Here is a 20,753-nt window from a genome sequence, read left to right on the forward strand (position 1 = left end):
TTTATTTATTCATTTTTTCTTTACAGTTTAACTATTTTTCATAATGATGGTTTCAAACATGTTTGCTACTGCCTGGCAGGAGTCCGCAATTTCTTCAAGTCCTTCATAGATTTCTTTGTATTGAATAATGCGGATAGGGTTCGATTCAGAGGCAAACAGCTGTTTTATTGAGCTGCGCAGGATGTGATCACAGGATGATTCCAAGTCTTTAATTTCAAGTATGTGTTCTCTGATGCTAAATAATTTCTTTGTAGATAACATTTCAATCGCACGATCAATTTCGTAGACAGAGTTTCTTATTGCATCAACAAATTGATGCATGAACTCGTCGGTCTCAATCACAGAATACATTTCAAAAAGGGCAGCGGTATGGTGTAAACCGTCGAGAATATCATCCAAGCTAAGAGAGAGAGAGAGGATATCCTCACGTTCTATAGGAGTAATGAACACCAGATTTAAATCAATGATAAGGTCATGAACCAAAACATCACCTTTAGATTCATATTCTTTCATTTTTTCGGAAAAGATCTTGAGATCACTTATATTTTTTATTTTGTAGTCAGCAAAGTAGTTCACACTTTCCTTTAAATTTAAAGAAATGTCCATTAAATGGGTAAAGAACTTGTCTTTCTTTTTGGATGCCAATATAACTCCCCCACATTGTCAAATTCGTCCGTCTTCCAATGAATTTATTTACGCAATTACTATAATAAATGCAGACATTGGACAAACAGTAACGGCGAACGTCCCATGTAAGTTTGTAATAATGTGGGTGTGAGTGTATGGATTTTTAGTATAAAAAAAAGAATCAGTTTTTTTAACTGGTTCCGTTTCCTGTCACTAACATATAAAATCTCTTCGAATATAAAGAAGTAAAAATAACTTAACGTGAAATCGCTCTTTTAAAAAGTTCCCTGAATTTCTCCCTATCTTCTGATGTAAATGGTTTTGGCCCTTTTGTACGCTTTCCGCTTTTTCGAGCCATTGCACTAAAATAACGTGTTTGTAATAATTGGTCAATGTTTTCATTTGTATAGGTAAACCCTTTATGATGAAGAACCGTACATCCTTTGGCTAAACCGAGCGAGGCAAGTCCATAATCTTGCGTAACAATGATATCTCCTATTTCTACTAACTTCATGATCCGATAATCCGCTGCATCTGCTCCCGAATCAACATAAATGGTTTCCACTCCTGAAGGTTGTTCTGCATTTGAAAAATGAGAAAAGCTAGTTACAAGGACAACAGGAATTTCCGCTTTCCTACTTTCAGAGATAATAATATCTTTTACCGGACATGCATCTGCATCAACATAAATTTTCATCTTTACCTCTCCCATAAAAAAGTTCGAATTGATAGTGATAATAATGGCAGAATCGGATTTTGTCAAACGTTGAAGATGCTTTTGCTAAAAAATTCATTAACAATTTTGTGGAAGACTAGTTGTTATTACCGTTATAGTTTTGATATAGTTTCACACATACATATGAATTTTTTAGTTATATAGATTATGGGAGTAGCTAGGTAAAATAATGAAGAGATATAAGCTAAAGAAAAATTTTAAAGGGTTAAAAAAGGGAACACAATTCTATTTGATTGCAGAATCTGAATTTATAGGTGTAAAAGATTTTGTTTTACGAACAGAAGACTTAGCCATCAGGATATCAATTAATGAAAGGGAGCTACATAACCATTTTATTTTATTAAAATATGAATGAATGGTTTAACTAGTAAAATTGAGAGGGGTGTTCATTGATGACCAATAGTAAAACGAATCCTAAGGTGGATGAATTTTTAAGTAAAGCTAAAAAGTGGAAGGAAGAATATGAGAAGTTAAGAGACATCGTTCTTGACTGTGAGTTGACCGAAGAGTTTAAGTGGATGCATCCTTGTTACACGTTAGAGAAAAAAAACATCGTTTTAATACATGGATTTAAAGAATATTGTGCGCTTCTGTTTCACAAGGGTGCATTATTAAAGGATGCTCATGGGATTCTAATCCAACAAACGGAGAATGTGCAGGCGGCCCGCCAGATTCGGTTCACCAATTTGCAAGAAATAGTTAATATGGAGAGCATCCTGAAAGACTATATTTATGAAGCCATTGATGTTGAAAAATCCGGTTTAGAAGTCAATTTTAAAAAGACTACAGAATACATTATTCCTGAAGAACTTCAAAATAAATTCGATGAAACTCCTGCTTTGAAAACTGCTTTTGAAGAATTGACGCCTGGACGACAAAGAGCATACCTTCTTTATTTTTCTCAACCAAAACAATCCAAAACCCGGGAGTCAAGGGTTGAAAAATATATGCAACAAATTCTCAACGGAAAGGGATTAAATGATTAGTATTTCCAGGAGAAAAAAGCCCAGTTCAATATGGACTGGGCTTTTTTCAATTTGTCTTTTTTGCCTGTTGATTTAACATAACCATGATAGTTGAAGCTGTAATAATTCCTGTAATGAGACATTTGTAGAGATCATTATAAATTAGTCCCAACACCAACCCCATGACTACACCTACACCTAGGATGGATACTCGTTGTCTTTTACTCATTATTTATTCCTCCATTTTTCTCAATAATACATTCACTTTGTGAAGTGCGAAGCTTAAGTCACGCTGCTCTTCTTCACTTAACTTTGTTACATTCATGCTTAGCTTTTGGTAAAGTTCTGCCCACTTTTTTTCTTCAATTTCCTTACCCGCGGGTGTCAGTGAAATCAATACTGCTCGTTTATCCTTGGTGTCAGGCACTTTATTCAAATAGCCTCCCGTTTCTAAATCACTAATGATATTCGTTAGTTGTTGCTTGGCGATCCCTAAACCAGCGCTGATTTCTTTCAGATTCAAAGGTCTTTGCTGCATAAAAATATACTCAATCACGTGGTTCTGCATATGTGATAAATGTACGGCACCCTTGTTTAATTCTTTAAAACTGCCAAAAAGATTTGGAATTAGAGCAATGTATTCTTTAGCAATTTCGTTAATCATACATACCCTCCTTTTATAGTAATTATTTTATTACTAAATTTAATTAATATCAATATTAAAATCATTCATTAGTAAAATTATATTTACTAAACTCTTCGATTTGAGTATTCTTTGTTGATAAATAGGCTCAATGGGACAAAAACCTATACATACAATACAGAAGCAAAGATTTATAGATGGAGGTGGAGAAGTGGATTTTAGAAGTCATGAGATAGGTTTGGGGGAATGTAAACTGCCAAACTGTGCACAAACAACTGATATGGCTCCATCATTTACGGCCGAGGCTTACGACAATATAGAAAAGAAAATGAAAGAGGTACGCTTGGAAAGCTATCGTGGTCAATGGCTGATATTATTTTTCTATGGCAGTGATTTTACATTCGTTTGACCGACAGAAGTGGCAGCGGTCGCTGCTATCCATGATCAATTAAAATTACTGAACACAGAAGTACTCGCTATCAGTACAGACAGCGTGTATGCCCATAAAGTGTTTACTGAAGTGTCTCCTTCGGCCTCAAAGGTGAATTTCCCGCTTGTGAGTGATCGAACGCATGAAATCAGTAAAGCATACAGAGTCCTGAATGAACACACAGGAGCAACATTCAGAGCAACCGTCATTATCGATCCAGAAGGGACGATTGTTACTAAAATGGTCTATCCTTTAGAGGTAGGAAGAAATGTGTATGAAATTTTACGTATCATACAGGGAGTTCAATATGCTAGGAGGACTCAAGAAGGAGTTCCCGCCAATTGGGTGCCTGGTCAACCGGGAATCGTGAGGGATCCTAAATATATTGGGAGAATCTGAAGGGATTTTTTAGAACCAACAGCGTTTCTACTTTAGGTAGAGGCGTTTTTTTTGATGTAAGGCTAAAGTTATAGGAAAATTCAAACAAATCACTGATTTTATAAATTGTTTGAAAATGGTAATATCTAAGTAGATTAAATTGAGAAATTTATGAGGTGAAACATATGAGTAATGTTTGGTCAGACAAACTTCCAGTGGTTCAATTGAGAATTGCTAGACCTACAAACCAGTTACAAAAAGTGGTTGAATTTTATCGTGATGGCCTGGGTTTAAAGGTGGTTGGACATTTTGAAAATCATAATGGGTACGATGGAGTAATGTTAGGTCTACCGGATACCACTTATCATTTAGAGTTTACCCAGCATGTGGATGCGGTTCCATGTCCGCCTCCATCAGAGGATAATTTGCTTGTATTCTATATGCCAGAACTTGAGGCTAGAGACATAATGGTTAACCGGCTACATAGCATGGGATACGATGAAGTGGAACCTGAAAATCCCTATTGGAAAAATGCTGGGGTGACCATTGAGGATCCTGATGGCTGGAGAATAGTTTTACAGAATTCGTATTTTGGTAAAAAACAAGATTAGAAAGGGTATCCATAAAATTGGGGGACAGTCCCCCGGCGTGGTAACGCTTTAATGTAGCGGGGACTGTCCCCCAAAAAAGTTAACCCAAAAAAGTTAACCCAAAAAAGTATTGAAACAGTTTCTTGCCTGATGTATAATAAATCCAATTTAACCGTAATTAGGCAATGACGAGGAAAAGTAAAGTGATTCTATTTTTCACAGAGAGCTTCGGTAGCTGAGAAGAAGCAAAAATATTCATTTGAACAATGGCCTCTGAGCTTCGTATTGAACATAACTTTTTGTTACTAGTAGACTGCGACGAGTTTTGGGTACTCGTTATCAAAACCACAGTATAAGAGCATTTTGCTGCTCCGTACTTGTAAAGGCTAATTGTGTGAGCAATTGGTGAAATTAAGGTGGAACCACGAGAAGATCAACCTCGTCCTTATCTATTTATAGATAGGGGCGGGGTTTTTTTGTTTTAAAAAAAGGAGGAATCGTAGATGAATGTATTTATAGGAGGAGCTTGGCCCTACGCAAATGGGTCATTGCATTTAGGTCACATAGCAAGTTTACTGCCTGGTGATATTTTGGCACGCTATTATAGGCAAAAAGGTGATCAAGTTTTATATGTTTCCGGAAGCGATTGTAATGGAACACCCATCTCTATCCGAGCAAAGCAAGAGGGTGTTTCTGCAAAAGAAATAGCCGACCGTTACCATGAAGAATTTAATGATAGCTTTATAAAATTGGGATTTTCATATGATTGCTATACTCGAACTGATACCGAACATCACCATAAAACTGTACAACAGATTTTCTTAGATCTTTTGAATAATGGCTTTATTTATAAGAAGGATATCGAGCAAACCTTCTGTGAAACGTGCGACCAGTTTCTTCCCGATCGATATGTAGAGGGATTATGCCCTAATTGTGGGCAATCATCTCGGGGAGACCAATGTGACTACTGCTCTTCCATATTAGATCCGCTAGATTTATTAGAAAAAAAATGCAAGTTATGCGGAGATTCACCAACAGTAAAAAGAACAGAACACTTTTATTTTTCATTAAGTTCGTTTCAAGTGCAACTTCAGTCTTTGGTCAATCATGCAAAAACAAATGGAGCATGGCGTGAGAACGCTGTTCATTTAACGGAGAGGTATCTAAAGGAAGGATTAGTTGACCGAGCCGTTTCTCGGGATATTGAATTGGGAATTAGCGTGCCTGTCGAAGGATTTGAAGAGAAGAAGATTTATGTTTGGATTGAGGCATTATCCGGTTATTACACTGCAAGTAAAAAATGGGCCTTGGAGACAGGTAAGGATGAATCAATCTATTGGACTAAGGATGCCACCACTTACTACGTCCATGGGAAGGATAATATCCCTTTTCACAGTATTATTTGGCCGGCTATCCTTATGGGTATTAAAAATGAAGCACTACCGAATCATATTGTGTCCAACGAATATTTGACACTAGAGAAGAAAAAGATTTCAACCAGCCGCAACTGGGCTGTTTGGGTACCGGACCTTTTAGATCAATATCACCCTGACTCCATTCGTTATTTTTTAACGATCAATGCACCAGAGAATAGGGATACTGATTTTTCCTGGAGAGAATTTATTTATAGTCACAACTCGGAATTGCTGGGGGGATATGGGAATCTTGTAAATCGAACCCTGAAATTTATAACTAAGTACTATGATAGTCAAATTCCACAAGGTTCAGGTGACCCTAAAATAGAAGCTAAGATTAAGAATGTTTATTCGAGGGTAGGACACTTAATTGAACACAGTCATTTTAAACAGGCGTTGGAGGAGATATTCGAACTTGTTAGGTTCACGAATAAATATTTTGATGATCAGAAACCTTGGAAACAGGTGGAAGAAGATAAATTGGAGTGCGACCGTACGATATTTAATTGCAGCCTCGTCATTGCAAACTTGGCGAAGTTACTCTCCCCATTTTTACCTTTCTCGAGTAATGAATTAAAGAAGATAATAGGGCTCGGAGAAGTTACTTGGGCATTTATTGAAACGACTCCTCATTCGATTAAGAATGTGCAACCGTTATTTGAACGGATTGACATCAAAACCATTGAGGAAGAATTGGAGAGGTTAAAGGGTCAGGTGAAAAAAGGAGAAGCAGAAGCATAGAAATCATTAATGAATTTGTCTGATACAAGATAAACGAATTGTGAACGACTTCTGTTGATCGTCTTTTAGAGACAGAAGTTGTTCCATTAGATTAAGTCTATGCACACGCCCTTTAATCGTTTGCAAGCTGCCATTGGTATAATAATCAACTGTAATTTGTTTATTTTCCGTAAGTTTTTTCAAAAACATCTTGTTTGGATCTCCCTTCAATGTATGTTTTAACACATCCTAAGTATATCTACGTTTCTTTAAGGGAGAATGAATAAAATGTTAAAGATTTGTGAAGATAACAAAACCGGGGGACAGTCCCCCGGCGATTTAAAGCTTTACTCCACCGGGGGACTGTCCCCATATCCATATAATTTTAATTCTTCATTATCATTAGGAAGGGTAACGTATTCTTCGAAGGTCATTCCGATTTTTTCAAGTAGCGTAGAAGATGCTTCATTATCTTCTGACGTAATTGCGACAATACGTTTCAATCCTAGTTGTTCCGTTGCATATTTCATTGTCGCGTAGGCAGCTTCATAGGCATAGCCTTTTGATTGGTATCTTGATAAGAAAGCAAAACCAATATCAACGTCCTCTAAACCTTCTCTTTTTATCAATCCACAAATGCCAATAGGTTTGTGCCCATTCTTAAGTTCTGTTAAGAAAAGCCCAAAACCGAGTTTTGTGTACATCTCCATTGGCCCAGTTATGATATAGTTTCTTGCATCTTGGAGAGTTCTAATACCTCGATCGCCTATGAACCGGATCCATGTAGGATCATTCAAAAGCTCAAAAATAAACTCTGTATCTTCAAACGTTAGCCAACGAAGGATCAATCGTTCGGTTTCCATTACTTTCAATAAAAACACCCCATTCAATAATTTAAGACTTCTAGGTAATGTCATTTGCTATCTTATTTTATTTCATACTGTGTAATAAGACTAGTTTTACTTGGTGAGCATTTTTTACAGAATTAGAAAAAAATTTGTCCTAAGGTTACATTAGAATTCAAATTAGCTGTACCCAGAAGAAGATCAGAACTTTCTGGTCTTTTTTCTTTGAAGAAATAGCATTGGAAAACAGTTTGTAAATTATTTACATAATGGGATAATTTGGTATAATTTAGTTAAGTAAACTTAAGTGTTTAGTTTAAGTGAAATATTTAGTTTGTTTTATGATTAGGTAGAGCCTCTAAGGAGTGGATTATATGGAGATGTTGCAACTGTTAATGGAAGCGCAAAAGTATTCTGAAGAAATGAGTAAGGTTTTTTTAAGAGAGTTTCAAACAATCATTCAAGAATATGACCTATCATCTAAACAATCCCTAGTGCTAAATTACTTGAAAGAGGCTGGTAGATTTACCATGCACGAAGTTGCCCAAATAATTAATGCGACACCAAGTGCAGCAAGTCAATTCGTAAAGATTCTGGAAGAAAAAAAATATGTAAAAAGAGAAACCAATAAGGAAAACAGACGTGAGATTTTTGTTTTTTTGGATGAAAAAGGCATAGATTTTTTTAAGGAAATAGAGCTGGCTGAAAAGCGAGTGTTGGAAAAATACTTCATGAAACTTTCTTCGGAGGATATTGTGATTTATCATGACGTGTTGAAGAAACTGTCTGACATTGTAAGGAAAGAAGGGTAACGTTCATTCTAATTGGGGGGAGTTGTGGGATTTTATGAATGCCATTCCAATGGAATTCTGGTTAAGTCTTGAAGTGCTGGTGGTATGTTTTGGGATATGGAGAGTTAGCAGATTTGTTAAAGCATATAAAATGACGGATCGGGGACTTCCTATTGAAGATAGAATAGAAGAAATGGTTGTAAATCAAGTCGAAAATAAAGTGTTGTCAACGTTTGTTACAAGAGATTTATTAATGATTTATTATCTCTTCTCAAAATCGAAAAAAAGAAACGTAGAAAAGAAAGACGCCAATAGCCTGCATAAAAAAGTCGGTTATGGAGGGATGGTAGTCGCTTTTATCTTTGTTTTACTGTTAGAAGGGGTCGGCGTCTCGTATTTCCTTCATAGTTGGAGCAAAGTGGCGGCATGGATTCATTTGGTCCTCTCCATTTATATGATTGTCTTTCTCATTGGTGATTTCAAGGCGATTATCAGGAATCCAGTTTTTCTATCTCAGGAAACCATTCATTTTCGATTTGGTTTACGGATGAAAGTAGAGATTCCGCTAAGTAATATAGAAGGTATCCAAAGTGGAAAAATTAACTATGAAAATGATAAAAAAAGAAAAGATGTATGTGTTGCTACCTTATTAGAATTTGAAAGCCCTGATATTGAGATTGCATTCAAAGAGCCTATCATGATCACAGATGGAATCGGCAGGGAGCATGTAACAAGAAAAATGTACCTCTCCCTTGATGAGAAAGATGAATTTATGAGGAATGTCAGTACATTGGTTCGAATTAACGAGGTGGTTTAAATGGAAGTAGCATTTTGGTTAGTTATTCTCTTTACGTTAACCTATGAACCTATTTTTGGATATATTGATTTTCAAAAGTTTAAGAGAAAAGTAAAAACAGATGATAAAGAAAGAATTAGATTTTACAAAAATTCCATCATCAGCCTATGGGTTCCGACATTATTTATTTTAAGCTTGGTAGGAATTACTGATTTAACACTGGAACAAATCGGTCTTACATCCATTTCACTTAACACTGAAATTCTCGGAAAATGGGTTATTTATTCTGCTATAATAGTTGGAATTATTTTTGGTCTTGCAATCCTGATTTTTATTATCGGTTATAGATTCAACAGTAAAATAAAAAACTCGATGGATAAGATGAAAAAGGAAGAATCCGCAAAAAATCAGTTTGACGTAATGATGCCAGTAACGAAACAGGAAAAAAAACTTTGGACTTTAGTATCATTAACAGCAGGCATAACGGAAGAAATAATTTACAGAGGTTTAATGATATTTGCTCTTAGTTATTTGCTCCCAGGTTTATCAATATGGTTTATATTAATATTTTCTTCTATTCTGTTCGGGTTAGCCCATACTTATCAAGGTGTTAAGGGAGTGGTTCGAACCACTCTAATCGGGCTGTGGTTTTCTATCGTCTATATCGGGATTGGTTCTATCATTCCATTAATCTTATTTCACGCACTTGTAGATTTTTTGGGGGAAATTGGTGAAGAATAACGAGTTCTTATTCCTGGCAGTTAAGGGATAAGTCTGCTACTGGGGAATAGTCCCCGGTTCTATTGAGTTCTATTTTGTCATGGTGAAGGGAAATAAACCATCAATGGAGAATATTCCCATATGAATCTTAATAAAGGGGAAAATACAGTATGAAAAAGTTTTTTTCGAGGTATTCACACTGGGTAACACTCATTATTATTACTTTTAGTTTTTTTACCATGTTTTATGAGTTTCAGATGGATACTCAAGCTATTATCGCCGTAATAATGGGGGGAATCGGTCTTCTATCGATTGGGGCGCTTACTATCGTAATTGAAAGAAAGAAAAGAAATAAGGAAAATTAGTAAATCAATAATCAAAGTAAAGTGATTTTTTCCAGCATCGCAACCAATCCATTGTGTTGCTTTTTGAGTACCATATTCTTAAATTTGGGAGCGGGTCATATGAGCAAGGTGATTTTGAAGTTTTTTATAAGTATTTTAGTAGCTGGGATATTATTCTTTGCTGTTTATTTTTGGAACAAAAGTAGCAGAGAATTGACCTTTTTTATTTGGGGAGTTGTAGCCTTCATTTTAGGATATTACTTAATCTCCCCATTAATAATGGCTAATAAAAATATGATAAAATTCGAAGCGGAAGTAGATGCTGTTCTAAAAAGATTTAAAAAGTAATCATTTTGGGGACAGTCCCCCGGCGCTTTAATGCGTTACCATGACAGGGGACTGTCCCCATATTTTTTTTGAGAATTGAAACTATTCCCTTAGTTGAATCGACTAATTGGCAGATAAAGGGGGAAGGACGAATTGAGCGATCGAAATGAGATCATACAAGAGCTTTATGAACAGCATTTTGATGATGTCTATCATTATTTGTTATATTTTACGAACAGTAAGTCAGAGGCAGAGGACCTAACTCAGGAAACATTCATTAAAGTATTGAAAAGTTACGATAGTTTTCGCCAGCAATCATCTTTGAAAACGTGGATCTTGTCCATTGCAAGAAGAACAGCTATTGATCATTATCGTAAAAAGAAAATGATATCTATTTTACCTTCCATATTGACTGACATGAGGAAAAGTGAAGACTATATTCCGGAAGAAGAGATGGTTCATAATCACGATTGGGGTGTTCTGCAAAAGGCCCTTATCCAATTAAAGCCTGACTATCGGAACGTGATTATTCTTCGAGGTCTAAAGGAGTATTCGATCAAAGAAACGGCAGAAGTACTGGGCTGGAAGGAATCAAAAGTTAAGGTGGATTACCACCGAGCCATTAAACTCCTGAAAAAATATGTAAATAATTCTAACGAAGGGGAGGTGATTTTCAATGAACGAGAAAATGTACGATAATTTTTTACAGCCATTAAAGAACAGACCTGATATGCAGCCAAATCATGAGTTTAAAGAAAATCTTCACAAAAAATTGACTTCCATGGCCCAGGAACAGAAACGTACTAAAAGAGGAATCCGGAAGCATTTTTTACCCAATTTACTTACTGCAGCCTTATTATTAATTGGGATTGTTGCCGGTTACGAAGTTATTTTTACAGAAAAACATGAAATTGAATCTAAGCACAGCAATCATTCAGACATAAATGATGTTAAACAAGTGGAACTTACTGAACAAAAAGCCAAAGAAACGGTAGGGCTAGCCTTTGCCCATGCGTCTGTTATCTATAATGGCGGCGGACCAGAAATGGGCGAAGTATTTTCCTATAACGGCAAGAGCTACAGATATATGGGTGAAGATTTCATAACGAAGGAAAAGGTTCTTTCTTATTTAGAGGAAGTGTATACGAAAGAAGTGGCCAACCGAATTTATGGGGCGATGGATTTTATTGAGTATAACGGGAAACTAGCGCAACCTAATCGACAGATGAGTGGTAACTTATTATGGCAGGATGCCGAAATCGCAAGCCGGAAACAGCTTAATGACCTAACCTGGAGTTTTGAGATTAAGGTCCCTGTTGACCAAGGTGTTTCTGATCCGTTCCGAATATACCATATCAGTTTAAAGTACGAGGATGGGTGGAAAATTGACGGTTCGCTTCCATTTACTACAAAAAATAGCAAGGATATCGAAACAGGTCAAACCCAAACGTTTCAGTTAAACGATGAACAAATGATTGTCTATAAAGCATTTTCCAAGGATTTAAACGAAACTCATTTAAAAGGACTGGATCCAATAAGCATTGCTTTACTTTATGTTCAGGCGGAATGGGAAGGAAGATACGATATTGCCTATGCCCTTTATACTGACAGGGAAGGGTATGTGAACTGGACGAAGGAATATGATGAGAATATTCCTTCCTCTGACCGAATGTCAAGAAAGCAAATACCAATAGCATATGCAGGCTTAGCGGATGGAAAGTTTTTTCAAACCGGAGATTTTACAGGATATATTGAATTTACGAACTCTGGCAGCAAACACGGTTTCCAAATGATACAGGATGAAGATGGAATTTGGAATGTTGCCTTTATGCCACTGCAATAATTTTTCATGTTCCATCTGAACCCAAGCAAAAAGCATGGTATTTTGCATTAATTACAAAACATCCATGCTTTTCTTTATCCTATCAAATCAATTTACAATCATCAAAATAAGTCAATAAAAAACAATTATTTAATTTGTACAAAAACAAATAGGAAGGCGTCATACTGATCATTTTGCTTATCGATGTTCAGATTTTGCACGACAACCGTTATTTTGACAAGATCATTTTCCTTTGTAAAGGTTGCTTCATCTACAGAGATTTGCTCCTTCATTGCTTTATAGTTATAAAACTTATCATAGATTTCTTTTGTATTAAAGGTAAATAGATCGCTAGCATTTTCTCCCTTTAATTTAATATCTATCTGATTTTTATTAAAGTCTTTTAACAAGGTGTACGTTTTTCCGTTTTTTTCAATAACACAAATCTTTTGATTGTGCTGTTTATCGTACAAATTGATATCTGTTTGAATAAAAGTATCATAGCCAGTAATAGGTATTGGAGCAGATTGATCAAGATTTACGTATACAGGCTGCTTGAAATCAGTATCAACCGGGTCTTGATACTCTTTAAACCCAAAGGTCTCAGAAAAATCTTCATATACTTTAAAATCTTTTGGCAGCCAAGTTATTTTTTTGGTGTAACCCATATTGTCTAAATAATAAATTATAGTTGTAATTGTCTTTTTATCCTTATCAGAAATGGCTTCCTTTGGTTTGATTTTGTTATTTTCAAGCATATTATTTTTCTCTAGTACGTTTTCAAGTGTCTTAATCTGACTTGTTCGACTGATGGTAAACGCATCAACAGGAGGTACGATGGAAACGGCTGCAAAAACAATGACCATGGCTGCAACTATTCCATTTTTACGAACAGGCAATATACTAAATAAAATCCCTGCAACTGCAGCATATATACCAAACAGAATTACATAATAGCGAGTATGTGTGACACCCGTATCAGTTAGACTTAAAACTGATGAGGCAATCTGGAAAAGAACAATGGGTACAAGTACCTTAGGGAAAACCTTTCTGAAAAAGACTGTAAATTTATTCTCGATTTCACTCGCTAAAATATAAACTAAAATAACGGTAATCGCATAGGAAACGAGCAGTGGTTCCAGCAGGTTATCCGTCCAAAAGTCTCCGCCGATATTTTTGATAATATAAATCACGAGAATTAAGGTAAATACTGCAATCAAGGGTACGACAATATAGGAAATAAGAATTTGTAAAAACTTTGGACAATAGGCTGCGATGTTAATGACCTCTGTCTTTTGTTTCATATCATCTTGAGACCTATTTTTGTCTTCCGCTCCGGGATAGACTGGAATAAGCGATAGAAAATACATCGGTGCAAATAAGGTGAAAATAATGGTTGCAGTATAAGAATACACCTTATAATTGAGAGAAAAAATTAATAGGTCAGTCGCCCCCAAAATGATGCTTACGCCTGCCATAATAATTCCAGAGAAGAATAATGAGATAAAAAATGATTTAAATGCGATCATAAAGCTGGCATTAAAACTAATGCTACTTTTAATGACTGGCACCCAAATGAAGGCAATGAGCAGGGCAAAGAGAGCTACTCCTGTTCTAATTCCCATCTCCATGCTTAGTGAATCAGTTGGTTTGATAATCAGGTAGTATCCGGCTGTTAACAAAACCCCCACACCCATTAATACGAAACGAGTAGTAACATTAGAGTAAAACCTCTCATAAACAACCTGTAATACAGCACTAAGAAACGCTCCAACTACAAATGTTAGAATATATTGCGTTTGTTCCTTTTCTTCACTAATACTGTAAGCAATAAAAACGGCAGCTGCTAAAAGAAAAAGTGTCGTCAACGGGAAACGTGTAATTGCATCGATCAATCCTGTAAGTCTATCTTGCAGCTTTTTCATCCATTTCATTTTCTTCGAACCCCCTTTATTTTTCATATGTATTTCTCTTTAACGAAAGTCCATTTACAAAAAATAATTTCCATATCCTTCTTTTAATTATATCATATGGAACATTTGGTGTAAATTTACACTATATAAATAATACCAAAAAAGGTGCCTGTCCCCCAGTGCGTTACTGTAGTAACGCACTGGGGGACAGGCACCTTTTTTGTTGCTTTCATTTATTTTAAGAAAAAGAATGTTACAATTTGGATAGAGAATGTCTAAATGAGAATAGGGGTAAGGTATTGAATAATAACAATATAATTCTTCGCTATTTAGAGGCAAGTGATGCGGAAAGTCTTCTTCAATTAAGAAAAGAGAATCGCCAATTTTTCCAGGCGTTTGAACCTATAAGAACTGAATCTCACTTTACATATGAAGAACAATTGAAAGAAATACAAAAAGCAACTTTAGATATTGAAAAAGACTCTTCATATATATATGGTATTTTTCATCGTGAAACCCAACAGTTAGTTGGAAGAATTACCTTATCCGGTATCGTTCGAGGCCCTTTTCAAAATGCGAACCTAGGTTATTATTTAGACAAAAGATATAACGGAAAAGGGTATGCTACAGAAGCTGTTCGAATAATATTAGATCTTGCTTTTGATGAATTACAGCTGCACCGGGTACAAGCAGCCGTCATGCCTAGGAATATTGCGTCCAAACGTATTCTAGAAAAGACTGGTTTTAAAAAGGAAGGCTATTCGCCGAGATACTTAAAAATTAATGGAAGTTGGGAAGACCACGAGATTTATGCCATTACAAAGGAAGACATGGAATTAGTATTAAAATCTATTCAGATTAATTAACTGTTTCTCTCGAAAAAAACAAACACGTTTGTAATCCATTTAGCAGCGAAAGAGCCAAATAAATAAAATAAGAATAAATAAAAGTAATTGGATCCATTTTCTAATTGAAATAAGTGTAGATTTGCCAAAATCGGTTTTATTACCAAAGAGAACAAAGCACTTACTACAAATGCGTAGATGTAGTAATTTTTCTTTCGATTTAGTGTCCATTGATAGAGCAGCATGTACACAACAGGAATTAAGGAAGTATCTAGTGTAATACTAATTGGTAAAAAGGGAATAATTTTAAACGGGTATTCCCATAAACCATGTCTAGTAGCAAATCCGTCAATATATCCTGCCATCATATGAACAGAATAGCCAAAAAAACCAATGTGAAATGCGCGCTTACGATCGATAGCAAAAAATAAAAGGATGAGTGGGAGAATGAATAAGATTATATTTATCCAAAATTGCCATGTATCTATATTAGAATACTTAGACCAATAATCAATCCAACCATCAGAAAGTTCTTTTTGAATACGTCCCAGTCGTTCAAAACTTTTTACCTGACCTTCAGTCATAATAGATCCCTCATGTTCTAATAAAATTCCTATCATTAGTTTGTCATTAATTGTGAATATTACTCGAATTTCCCTTGAATTTGTCTTTAGATATAAGTGCCTGCATCTTTATATTAAGATGGAACTCTTTTTTTTTTGAAAAATAGACGTAATCTCCAAGTTTTAACATTGACTTAATAAACTGTATACATTAAAGTTACAGTAAGGTTTGGTTAGGAAGGATGAATGACGATGAATAGCGATTTTGTTATAGCACTACATAGTCTCGTTTTATTAGCTAACTTACCTAATCAAATGGCAAATAGTGAGGCCATCGCAGAAAATGTTTGCACCAATCCGACAAGAATTCGAAAAATCATGAGTATTTTACGAAAAAGCGGGTATGTAAAGACTAAAGAGGGCATAGGTGGCGGATATGTGCTAAGCTGTAACCCTGAAAAGACTACATTGTCTCAGATTTATCTGGCCATGGCAACTGGTTCTCTTAAACCTAGTTGGTGTACAGGTGATCCGGATCAAGCCTGTGTGATTTCTTCTAATACTCAGGTGGTGATGGACCAAATCTTCACTGAGGCAGAGATGCATCTTCAATCCTATTTAAATCAGATAACAATTAGCAGTGTTCTTGAAAGAATAAAGAGCTGTGAACTGAAGGAGTAAGGTTGTTTTTTTCTTTAGAACGTTTATCTCGAATTCGTAATAAATTATTTCAAAATACTTTATGTTTAAGGAGTGTGTTGGAAGATGGTAACATTATACTCTACACCAAGTTGTACATCCTGCCGTAAAGCAAAGGCTTGGCTTGAGGAATATCATATTGATTACACTGAAAGAAACATTTTGTCTCAACCTCTTACAAAAGATGAAATCAAGTATATCCTTCGTCTTACGGAAGATGGTACGGATGAGATCATTTCTACTAATTCAAAAACATTTAAAGAACTAGACATCAATATTGAGTCTTTACCATTACAAGATTTATATGAATTAATCATCAATAATCCGAAAATTTTACGACGCCCAATTATGGTGGACGATAAAAGGCTACAGGTAGGCTATAACGAGGAAGATATTCGTAGTTTCCTTCCACGCAAACTGCGTACTTTTTTAAGTATCGATACACCACAGGTGGTAAATTATTAATAGTCGGCTTGTGTTGGAGTGTATGCAGTTTGTAGGTTGCTGTCGAAAAGCTAAACTTTACTGTCGCTTGACTAGGATTTACTGTCGTATTACTAAGCTTTACTGTCATATACCCTTGAAAATTTGTCGCATAACCACCCTTTATGAAAACATCCAACCTGTTTGGATGTTTTTTTTATATTTTTAGAAAAATTAAAAAAAGAGTGGTCGACTCCAAAATATTGTTATATAATATGAGTTAAATAGTTTATCTGTTATATAACATTAAAAGGAGGGAATGCAATTGTTCAAAACAGATTCAATTGCAAGAAGAATACTTGGTTGGAAGTTAAATAGATGGGATCGTTGGTATGATTATGAAATGGGAACTTTCATTCATGAGTCTGACTTTCAGCCCGAGCACAACCTGGACCATGCGATGCTAATCGTTGAAAGATTAAAGAAATTCGGATTTAGTTTTTCCAGTGATGGAGTATCTGAGGCTTCCTTTAATGACATCAGAGGAACAGGTGATACATTATCAAAAGCCATTACCAATGCAGCGTACACCATTATTGAAAATAACTCTGTTGTAGAAAGCACTAGATTATGGAATCAGTTATGCTAAAACAAGAAAAAGTTGGTTACTTAAAATAGGTAACCAACTTTTTTATTTGGCTTAAAGTTTTTTCATTCTTGTGCCCAAATTACATCTAACTATTTCCGTATTCGAATATTTCGTAAGTGAAAATAATTTGTTGATATGGTATGATAATCCATAAAAAATGATCATTGGAAATGAAATGGTAGACAAACAACTTTGGTCAACTTTGGGAGATGGAACAGCGTGCAGAGTTGGAAACGTAATTTATGGGTGTTATGGATTGGGGTCTTTTTTACCGCGGCTAGTTTTTCCATGGTTATTCCCTTTTTGCCGATATTTCTTTTGCAAATTGGTGTTCATGAACATACGGAAATGTGGTCAGGATTGCTATTTAGTGCAGCTTTTTTTGCCGGTGCGGTCGCAGCGCCTTTTTGGGGAAGGGTAGCGGATCAATATGGCAGAAAACCTATGATTGTTCGGGCAGGAATTGTTCTCTTTTTTATCTATACTTTAATGGCCTTTGTTACGAATCCATATCAAATATTGGTGTTGAGAATTTTACAGGGATTGTTGAGCGGATTTATTCCAGGAGCCATAGCGTTAATTGGAACCAATACACCGAATGAAAAAGTTGGTTATGCACTTTCTTTGATTTCTTCAGCTTCTGCATCAGGAACGATTATTGGTCCATTGCTCGGTGGAGGAATTGCACATCTCGTGGGAAATCGCTGGGCATTTGCTAGTGCAGGCAGCATCGTTCTTTTTGCCACTTTGTTAATTATTTTTTGGGTAAAAGAAGAGAACTTCACACCAAGCAAGGAGCGGGGCTCTGTAAAAAAAGATCTAAAAATTGCATGGTCCAATCGTCCGTTTATGTTCGTCCTGCTGTTGTTGGTGGTCACGTCTTGCTCAGTGATGACAATTGAACCAGTTCTTCCATTATATATAGTTAAATTAGGTGGTTCGTCTGAAAATGCATCATTAATAGCAGGTATAGTATTCTCACTTCCTGGAATTGCCTCTGCCATCTTTGCACCATATTGGGGGAAATGGGCAGACAAGGTCGGCTTCCATCGAGTACTTTTTATCGGTTTATTAGGTGGCGGGATCGGGATGCTAGCTCATATCATATTCAGTCAAATATGGGGTTTTTCCATTATTCGTTTTGTTTTTGGCGTGTTTTTCTGCGCCGTGTACCCGGCTTTAAATGGTCTGGTTGTTACATCGACAGAAAGTGATTTCCGAGGAAGAGCGTTCGGGTTAAGTCAAACAGCTAACCAAATAGGTGGGATGGTGGGACCAATCCTTGGAGGATTCATCGGTGGAATATTTCCAGTCCAAATTGTTTTTATCGTGACAGGTGTTTTACTTCTAGCTGCATCAACAATGGCCTATTGGAACACCAATGTACAGAAGCGTATGTTAAAACGCAAGGCTGTTTCATAACTGCAGAATACAAGAAAGGGCCAACGATGGCCCTTTTTTAATTATTAAACCTTTTAGGAAGTAATATTGTCACAATAGTTCCTTCACCTTGTTGGGTATTGATGGAGATTGATCCATGGTGGTTTTCTATGATTCGCTTACATACCATTAATCCTAAGCCTGTCCCTTTTTCCTTAGTCGTATAGAAGGGTTCGAATAAGCGTTTCTGCCGCTCTTTTGAAATGCCGGAGCCATAATCTCTTATTTTTATAGAAAAATAATTCTCACTTTCATTTTTGAGTGATATTTCTAAATTTTTATTAGTAGATGTTGCTTCAACCGCATTTTGTAGGAGGTTGATTAGAACCTGTTTGATCTGATTTGGATCACAAAAAGCAGTTATGGAGGAATCAAAGTCCAGTGTAATATTAACGCTATTCAAGTTAAATTGTGGTTTCATGAAATAAAGTACACTTGAGATTAAGGTACCCATATTAATCTCTTTACAGATAAATCCTTCCGTTGGTTTGGCTATAAACATAAACTCACTAACAATATTATTAATTCGTTCTAATTCATCAAGCATGATTTCAAGGTACCCTTTTAAGGAAGGATCTTGAATACTTTCATTAATAATCTGGGTAAAACCTGTTATTGAGGTTAAGGGATTCCGGATTTCATGGGCAATTCCAGCTGCTAATTCGCCAACGAGCGATAGTTTCTCCATTTGCCTCAACTTGATTTCGTTTTCCTTTTCTGTTGTAATATCGATTGCTGTTCCGTTTACCTCAACTGTTCGACCATTAACGATCATCGGATTCAACGAAGCAATATAGTAGTAGCCATTCACATGACCTTCATAATTAACAGGAGTTCCATTCCATGCCTGTTCATAAAATTCATTTTTTTGTTTCGCAATCTCCAAGGGTAGAAAATCAAAGAGTGTTTTTCCGATAACCCAAGCAGAGTCAATTCCTAATGTCGTAAGAAAATCGCCCTCACTAAATGTATGTATAAAATGATCTTCTTTTTTTACAAATTTAAAGACAAACCCTTTTTGCCGTGGAATTAAGTCACGGTAATTAATGTGAGTATGAGTAGTTTCCATGAAAATACATCCTTTTAACAATCAATTATCAACTAAATAATAGTTCTTTTTCTTTAGTGAAAACTCCTTTCTTTTTATAAAATTTGTTTCTGTAAAATTGAGTTTTGGTTCATTTCTCTAGACCCCACACATACATTTATAGTGGAAGGCAAGAAGTGAAAGTAATGAGGACAAGCCTTCTTTCTTCTGCAATTTACTAAATTGAATGAAAGGGAGAAAAAATGGATTTCCTACTAGAACTGCTGCATAGCTACAGTACATTTTTTTCATTAGATGAATTACGAGAAGTTTTTTCAAATCCCGCTAGTTGGGGAGTAATTGGTTCTCTTGTTATTCTTGAAGGGTTATTATCCGCCGATAATGCGCTTGTTCTTGCTGTATTGGTGAAGCATTTGCCAAAAAAACAGCGTAAGAAGGCTCTTTTCTATGGGATTTTCGGTGCGTATCTGTTTAGAATCATAGCCATCGGTCTTGGAGTGACCTTAATTAATGTGGGATGGATCAAGATTGTAGGCGGTCATTATCTACTTTGGATTGTGTTTCAAAACTTTATGAAGAAGGATGAAGGGGAAGAAGAGGTTCAAAATAGGAAAATGAGCTTTTGGAAAACCGTGATCACTGTTGAGTTAATGGATATTGCGTTTAGTTTGGATAGTATTATTGCTGCATTCGGTGTATCCAATCAAGAATGGGTCTTATTTCTTGGGGGAGTATTAGGGATTCTATTAATGAGGGGAGTGGCCAATTTATTCCTCGCTTTGATTGAGAGAGTCCCTGAATTTGAGACCACTGCTTTTGTGTTAATTGCTATTATTGCCATAAAAATGATTACATCGGCATTTGGCTATCATTTAGATGAATTTGTTTTCTTTTCTATTTTAATTATTGTGTTTTTAGGCACATTTGTGGTTCATGCCATAAAGGGGAACTCCGGCAAGGAGAGAACGATGTAGGGGGAGCGAAGAGATTCGCTCCTTATTTAATTTTTTTATTACTAGCCTGC

General features: G+C 35.8%; 27 protein-coding genes and 1 other annotated feature. Of the genes, 18 read left to right on the top strand and 9 right to left on the bottom strand.

Annotation, left to right across the window (positions count from 1 at the left end; genetic code table 11):
- Positions 1 to 27: 27 nt before the first annotated feature.
- Positions 28 to 645, bottom strand: a complete 618-nt coding sequence (locus AC3A54_RS06095) for a DUF47 domain-containing protein (protein ID WP_487653753.1) — start codon at positions 643 to 645, stop codon at positions 28 to 30.
- 238 nt (positions 646 to 883) lie between these two features.
- Positions 884 to 1,324, bottom strand: a complete 441-nt coding sequence (locus AC3A54_RS06100; RefSeq protein WP_335546813.1) for a YaiI/YqxD family protein — start codon at positions 1,322 to 1,324, stop codon at positions 884 to 886.
- Between the two features lie 208 nt (positions 1,325 to 1,532).
- On the opposite strand from AC3A54_RS06100, the gene AC3A54_RS06105 reads away from it, so the two are divergent.
- Together AC3A54_RS06105 and AC3A54_RS06110 are read left to right on the top strand one after the other, a co-directional pair.
- Entirely contained in the window at positions 1,533 to 1,718 is a 186-nt protein-coding gene (locus tag AC3A54_RS06105) for a hypothetical protein (RefSeq protein ID WP_487653754.1), read from the top strand.
- Positions 1,719 to 1,755: 37 nt separating this feature from the next.
- Complete coding sequence (locus AC3A54_RS06110) at positions 1,756 to 2,349, top strand: YdeI/OmpD-associated family protein (protein WP_487653755.1); 594 nt, start codon at positions 1,756 to 1,758, stop codon at positions 2,347 to 2,349.
- Between the two features lie 46 nt (positions 2,350 to 2,395).
- On the opposite strand, the gene AC3A54_RS06115 is transcribed toward AC3A54_RS06110, so the two are convergent.
- Positions 2,396 to 2,557: a hypothetical protein gene (locus AC3A54_RS06115; RefSeq protein WP_487653756.1), complete on the bottom strand. Its 162-nt coding sequence runs from the start codon at positions 2,555 to 2,557 to the stop codon at positions 2,396 to 2,398.
- Between the two features lie 3 nt (positions 2,558 to 2,560).
- On the bottom strand, positions 2,561 to 2,992 hold the full coding sequence (locus AC3A54_RS06120; protein WP_487653757.1) for a MarR family winged helix-turn-helix transcriptional regulator: 432 nt from the start codon (positions 2,990 to 2,992) through the stop codon (positions 2,561 to 2,563).
- A 259-nt stretch (positions 2,993 to 3,251) separates the two neighbouring features.
- Here AC3A54_RS06120 and AC3A54_RS06125 point away from each other — a divergent pair, with 259 nt between their 5' ends.
- From AC3A54_RS06125 to metG, 3 genes are all read left to right on the top strand, one after another.
- A complete protein-coding gene (locus tag AC3A54_RS06125; RefSeq protein WP_487653789.1) occupies positions 3,252 to 3,800 on the top strand; it encodes a peroxiredoxin in 549 nt (182 codons plus the stop codon).
- Between the two features lie 164 nt (positions 3,801 to 3,964).
- The gene (locus AC3A54_RS06130) at positions 3,965 to 4,390 is read left to right on the top strand and encodes a VOC family protein (RefSeq protein ID WP_487653758.1); all 426 of its coding nucleotides are present in this window, start codon (positions 3,965 to 3,967) and stop codon (positions 4,388 to 4,390) included.
- Positions 4,391 to 4,545: 155 nt separating this feature from the next.
- Positions 4,546 to 4,819, top strand: a binding site (T-box leader).
- Between the two features lie 53 nt (positions 4,820 to 4,872).
- Positions 4,873 to 6,525: a methionine--tRNA ligase gene (metG, locus tag AC3A54_RS06135; protein WP_487653759.1), complete on the top strand. Its 1,653-nt coding sequence runs from the start codon at positions 4,873 to 4,875 to the stop codon at positions 6,523 to 6,525.
- A gap of 6 nt (positions 6,526 to 6,531) precedes the next feature.
- Here the strand turns inward: metG and AC3A54_RS06140 are convergent, their stop codons facing one another.
- Both AC3A54_RS06140 and AC3A54_RS06145 read right to left on the bottom strand, forming a co-directional pair.
- Positions 6,532 to 6,714 (bottom strand): YolD-like family protein, encoded by a 183-nt coding sequence (locus AC3A54_RS06140; RefSeq protein ID WP_487653790.1) that lies wholly within the window; start codon positions 6,712 to 6,714, stop codon positions 6,532 to 6,534.
- A 137-nt stretch (positions 6,715 to 6,851) separates the two neighbouring features.
- On the bottom strand, positions 6,852 to 7,367 hold the full coding sequence (locus AC3A54_RS06145; RefSeq protein ID WP_487653791.1) for a GNAT family N-acetyltransferase: 516 nt from the start codon (positions 7,365 to 7,367) through the stop codon (positions 6,852 to 6,854).
- Positions 7,368 to 7,723: 356 nt separating this feature from the next.
- Here AC3A54_RS06145 and AC3A54_RS06150 point away from each other — a divergent pair, with 356 nt between their 5' ends.
- The 7 genes from AC3A54_RS06150 (at position 7,724) to AC3A54_RS06180 (ending at position 12,170) form a co-directional block, all read left to right on the top strand.
- Positions 7,724 to 8,161, top strand: coding sequence for a MarR family winged helix-turn-helix transcriptional regulator (locus AC3A54_RS06150; RefSeq protein WP_487653760.1), 438 nt, complete (start codon positions 7,724 to 7,726; stop codon positions 8,159 to 8,161).
- Between the two features lie 34 nt (positions 8,162 to 8,195).
- Complete coding sequence (locus AC3A54_RS06155) at positions 8,196 to 8,957, top strand: hypothetical protein (protein ID WP_487653761.1); 762 nt, start codon at positions 8,196 to 8,198, stop codon at positions 8,955 to 8,957.
- Entirely contained in the window at positions 8,958 to 9,677 is a 720-nt protein-coding gene (locus AC3A54_RS06160) for a CPBP family intramembrane glutamic endopeptidase (RefSeq protein ID WP_487653762.1), read from the top strand.
- A 149-nt stretch (positions 9,678 to 9,826) separates the two neighbouring features.
- Complete coding sequence (locus AC3A54_RS06165) at positions 9,827 to 10,021, top strand: hypothetical protein (RefSeq protein ID WP_487653763.1); 195 nt, start codon at positions 9,827 to 9,829, stop codon at positions 10,019 to 10,021.
- A gap of 99 nt (positions 10,022 to 10,120) precedes the next feature.
- Complete coding sequence (locus AC3A54_RS06170) at positions 10,121 to 10,348, top strand: hypothetical protein (RefSeq protein ID WP_487653764.1); 228 nt, start codon at positions 10,121 to 10,123, stop codon at positions 10,346 to 10,348.
- A gap of 132 nt (positions 10,349 to 10,480) precedes the next feature.
- Positions 10,481 to 11,026, top strand: coding sequence for an RNA polymerase sigma factor (locus tag AC3A54_RS06175; protein WP_487653765.1), 546 nt, complete (start codon positions 10,481 to 10,483; stop codon positions 11,024 to 11,026).
- Complete coding sequence (locus tag AC3A54_RS06180; protein ID WP_487653766.1) at positions 11,004 to 12,170, top strand: DL-endopeptidase inhibitor IseA family protein; 1,167 nt, start codon at positions 11,004 to 11,006, stop codon at positions 12,168 to 12,170. The genes AC3A54_RS06175 and AC3A54_RS06180 overlap by 23 nt, the downstream gene beginning before the upstream one ends.
- Before the next feature lie 125 nt (positions 12,171 to 12,295).
- On the opposite strand, the gene AC3A54_RS06185 is transcribed toward AC3A54_RS06180, so the two are convergent.
- Complete coding sequence (locus tag AC3A54_RS06185; protein ID WP_487653767.1) at positions 12,296 to 14,083, bottom strand: DUF4153 domain-containing protein; 1,788 nt, start codon at positions 14,081 to 14,083, stop codon at positions 12,296 to 12,298.
- Between the two features lie 278 nt (positions 14,084 to 14,361).
- Between AC3A54_RS06185 and AC3A54_RS06190 the strand changes: the two genes are divergently transcribed.
- Entirely contained in the window at positions 14,362 to 14,928 is a 567-nt protein-coding gene (locus tag AC3A54_RS06190; RefSeq protein ID WP_487653768.1) for a GNAT family N-acetyltransferase, read from the top strand.
- Here the strand turns inward: AC3A54_RS06190 and AC3A54_RS06195 are convergent.
- Positions 14,925 to 15,491: a CBO0543 family protein gene (locus tag AC3A54_RS06195; protein WP_487653769.1), complete on the bottom strand. Its 567-nt coding sequence runs from the start codon at positions 15,489 to 15,491 to the stop codon at positions 14,925 to 14,927. The two genes, AC3A54_RS06190 and AC3A54_RS06195, sit on opposite strands and share 4 nt — an antisense overlap.
- Before the next feature lie 231 nt (positions 15,492 to 15,722).
- Between AC3A54_RS06195 and AC3A54_RS06200 the strand changes: the two genes are divergently transcribed.
- The 4 genes from AC3A54_RS06200 to AC3A54_RS06215 all read left to right on the top strand — a co-directional run bounded on the left by AC3A54_RS06200 (position 15,723) and on the right by AC3A54_RS06215 (position 18,663).
- Positions 15,723 to 16,151 (top strand): RrF2 family transcriptional regulator, encoded by a 429-nt coding sequence (locus tag AC3A54_RS06200; protein ID WP_487653770.1) that lies wholly within the window; start codon positions 15,723 to 15,725, stop codon positions 16,149 to 16,151.
- An 84-nt stretch (positions 16,152 to 16,235) separates the two neighbouring features.
- Positions 16,236 to 16,634 carry a transcriptional regulator SpxA gene (spxA, locus tag AC3A54_RS06205; RefSeq protein ID WP_487653771.1) on the top strand — a complete coding sequence of 133 codons (399 nt, stop codon included), beginning with the start codon at positions 16,236 to 16,238 and terminating at the stop codon, positions 16,632 to 16,634.
- 277 nt (positions 16,635 to 16,911) lie between these two features.
- Entirely contained in the window at positions 16,912 to 17,241 is a 330-nt protein-coding gene (locus AC3A54_RS06210) for a BC1872 family protein (protein WP_487653772.1), read from the top strand.
- Positions 17,242 to 17,460: 219 nt separating this feature from the next.
- On the top strand, positions 17,461 to 18,663 hold the full coding sequence (locus tag AC3A54_RS06215; protein ID WP_487653773.1) for an MFS transporter: 1,203 nt from the start codon (positions 17,461 to 17,463) through the stop codon (positions 18,661 to 18,663).
- Between the two features lie 37 nt (positions 18,664 to 18,700).
- Here the strand turns inward: AC3A54_RS06215 and AC3A54_RS06220 are convergent, their stop codons facing one another.
- Entirely contained in the window at positions 18,701 to 19,750 is a 1,050-nt protein-coding gene (locus tag AC3A54_RS06220; protein WP_487653774.1) for an ATP-binding protein, read from the bottom strand.
- A gap of 221 nt (positions 19,751 to 19,971) precedes the next feature.
- Between AC3A54_RS06220 and AC3A54_RS06225 the strand changes: the two genes are divergently transcribed.
- A complete protein-coding gene (locus AC3A54_RS06225) occupies positions 19,972 to 20,703 on the top strand; it encodes a TerC family protein (RefSeq protein WP_487653775.1) in 732 nt (243 codons plus the stop codon).
- The last annotated feature ends 50 nt before the right edge of the window (positions 20,704 to 20,753 follow it).

The organism is Neobacillus sp. Soil_C_43, from assembly GCF_057656715.1.

Coding starts and splice junctions, on each gene's coding strand:
- AC3A54_RS06100 (WP_335546813.1), bottom strand. CDS start 1,324: ATGAAAATTTATGTTGATGCAGATGCATGTCCGGTAAAAGATATTATT.
- AC3A54_RS06105 (WP_487653754.1), top strand. CDS start 1,533: ATGAAGAGATATAAGCTAAAGAAAAATTTTAAAGGGTTAAAAAAGGGA.
- AC3A54_RS06110 (WP_487653755.1), top strand. CDS start 1,756: ATGACCAATAGTAAAACGAATCCTAAGGTGGATGAATTTTTAAGTAAA.
- AC3A54_RS06115 (WP_487653756.1), bottom strand. CDS start 2,557: ATGAGTAAAAGACAACGAGTATCCATCCTAGGTGTAGGTGTAGTCATG.
- AC3A54_RS06120 (WP_487653757.1), bottom strand. CDS start 2,992: ATGATTAACGAAATTGCTAAAGAATACATTGCTCTAATTCCAAATCTT.
- AC3A54_RS06130 (WP_487653758.1), top strand. CDS start 3,965: ATGAGTAATGTTTGGTCAGACAAACTTCCAGTGGTTCAATTGAGAATT.
- metG (WP_487653759.1), top strand. CDS start 4,873: ATGAATGTATTTATAGGAGGAGCTTGGCCCTACGCAAATGGGTCATTG.
- AC3A54_RS06140 (WP_487653790.1), bottom strand. CDS start 6,714: ATGTTTTTGAAAAAACTTACGGAAAATAAACAAATTACAGTTGATTAT.
- AC3A54_RS06145 (WP_487653791.1), bottom strand. CDS start 7,367: ATGGAAACCGAACGATTGATCCTTCGTTGGCTAACGTTTGAAGATACA.
- AC3A54_RS06150 (WP_487653760.1), top strand. CDS start 7,724: ATGGAGATGTTGCAACTGTTAATGGAAGCGCAAAAGTATTCTGAAGAA.
- AC3A54_RS06155 (WP_487653761.1), top strand. CDS start 8,196: ATGAATGCCATTCCAATGGAATTCTGGTTAAGTCTTGAAGTGCTGGTG.
- AC3A54_RS06160 (WP_487653762.1), top strand. CDS start 8,958: ATGGAAGTAGCATTTTGGTTAGTTATTCTCTTTACGTTAACCTATGAA.
- AC3A54_RS06165 (WP_487653763.1), top strand. CDS start 9,827: ATGAAAAAGTTTTTTTCGAGGTATTCACACTGGGTAACACTCATTATT.
- AC3A54_RS06170 (WP_487653764.1), top strand. CDS start 10,121: ATGAGCAAGGTGATTTTGAAGTTTTTTATAAGTATTTTAGTAGCTGGG.
- AC3A54_RS06180 (WP_487653766.1), top strand. CDS start 11,004: ATGAACGAGAAAATGTACGATAATTTTTTACAGCCATTAAAGAACAGA.
- AC3A54_RS06185 (WP_487653767.1), bottom strand. CDS start 14,083: ATGAAATGGATGAAAAAGCTGCAAGATAGACTTACAGGATTGATCGAT.
- AC3A54_RS06195 (WP_487653769.1), bottom strand. CDS start 15,491: ATGACTGAAGGTCAGGTAAAAAGTTTTGAACGACTGGGACGTATTCAA.
- AC3A54_RS06200 (WP_487653770.1), top strand. CDS start 15,723: ATGAATAGCGATTTTGTTATAGCACTACATAGTCTCGTTTTATTAGCT.
- spxA (WP_487653771.1), top strand. CDS start 16,236: ATGGTAACATTATACTCTACACCAAGTTGTACATCCTGCCGTAAAGCA.
- AC3A54_RS06210 (WP_487653772.1), top strand. CDS start 16,912: ATGCAATTGTTCAAAACAGATTCAATTGCAAGAAGAATACTTGGTTGG.
- AC3A54_RS06220 (WP_487653774.1), bottom strand. CDS start 19,750: ATGGAAACTACTCATACTCACATTAATTACCGTGACTTAATTCCACGG.
- AC3A54_RS06225 (WP_487653775.1), top strand. CDS start 19,972: ATGGATTTCCTACTAGAACTGCTGCATAGCTACAGTACATTTTTTTCA.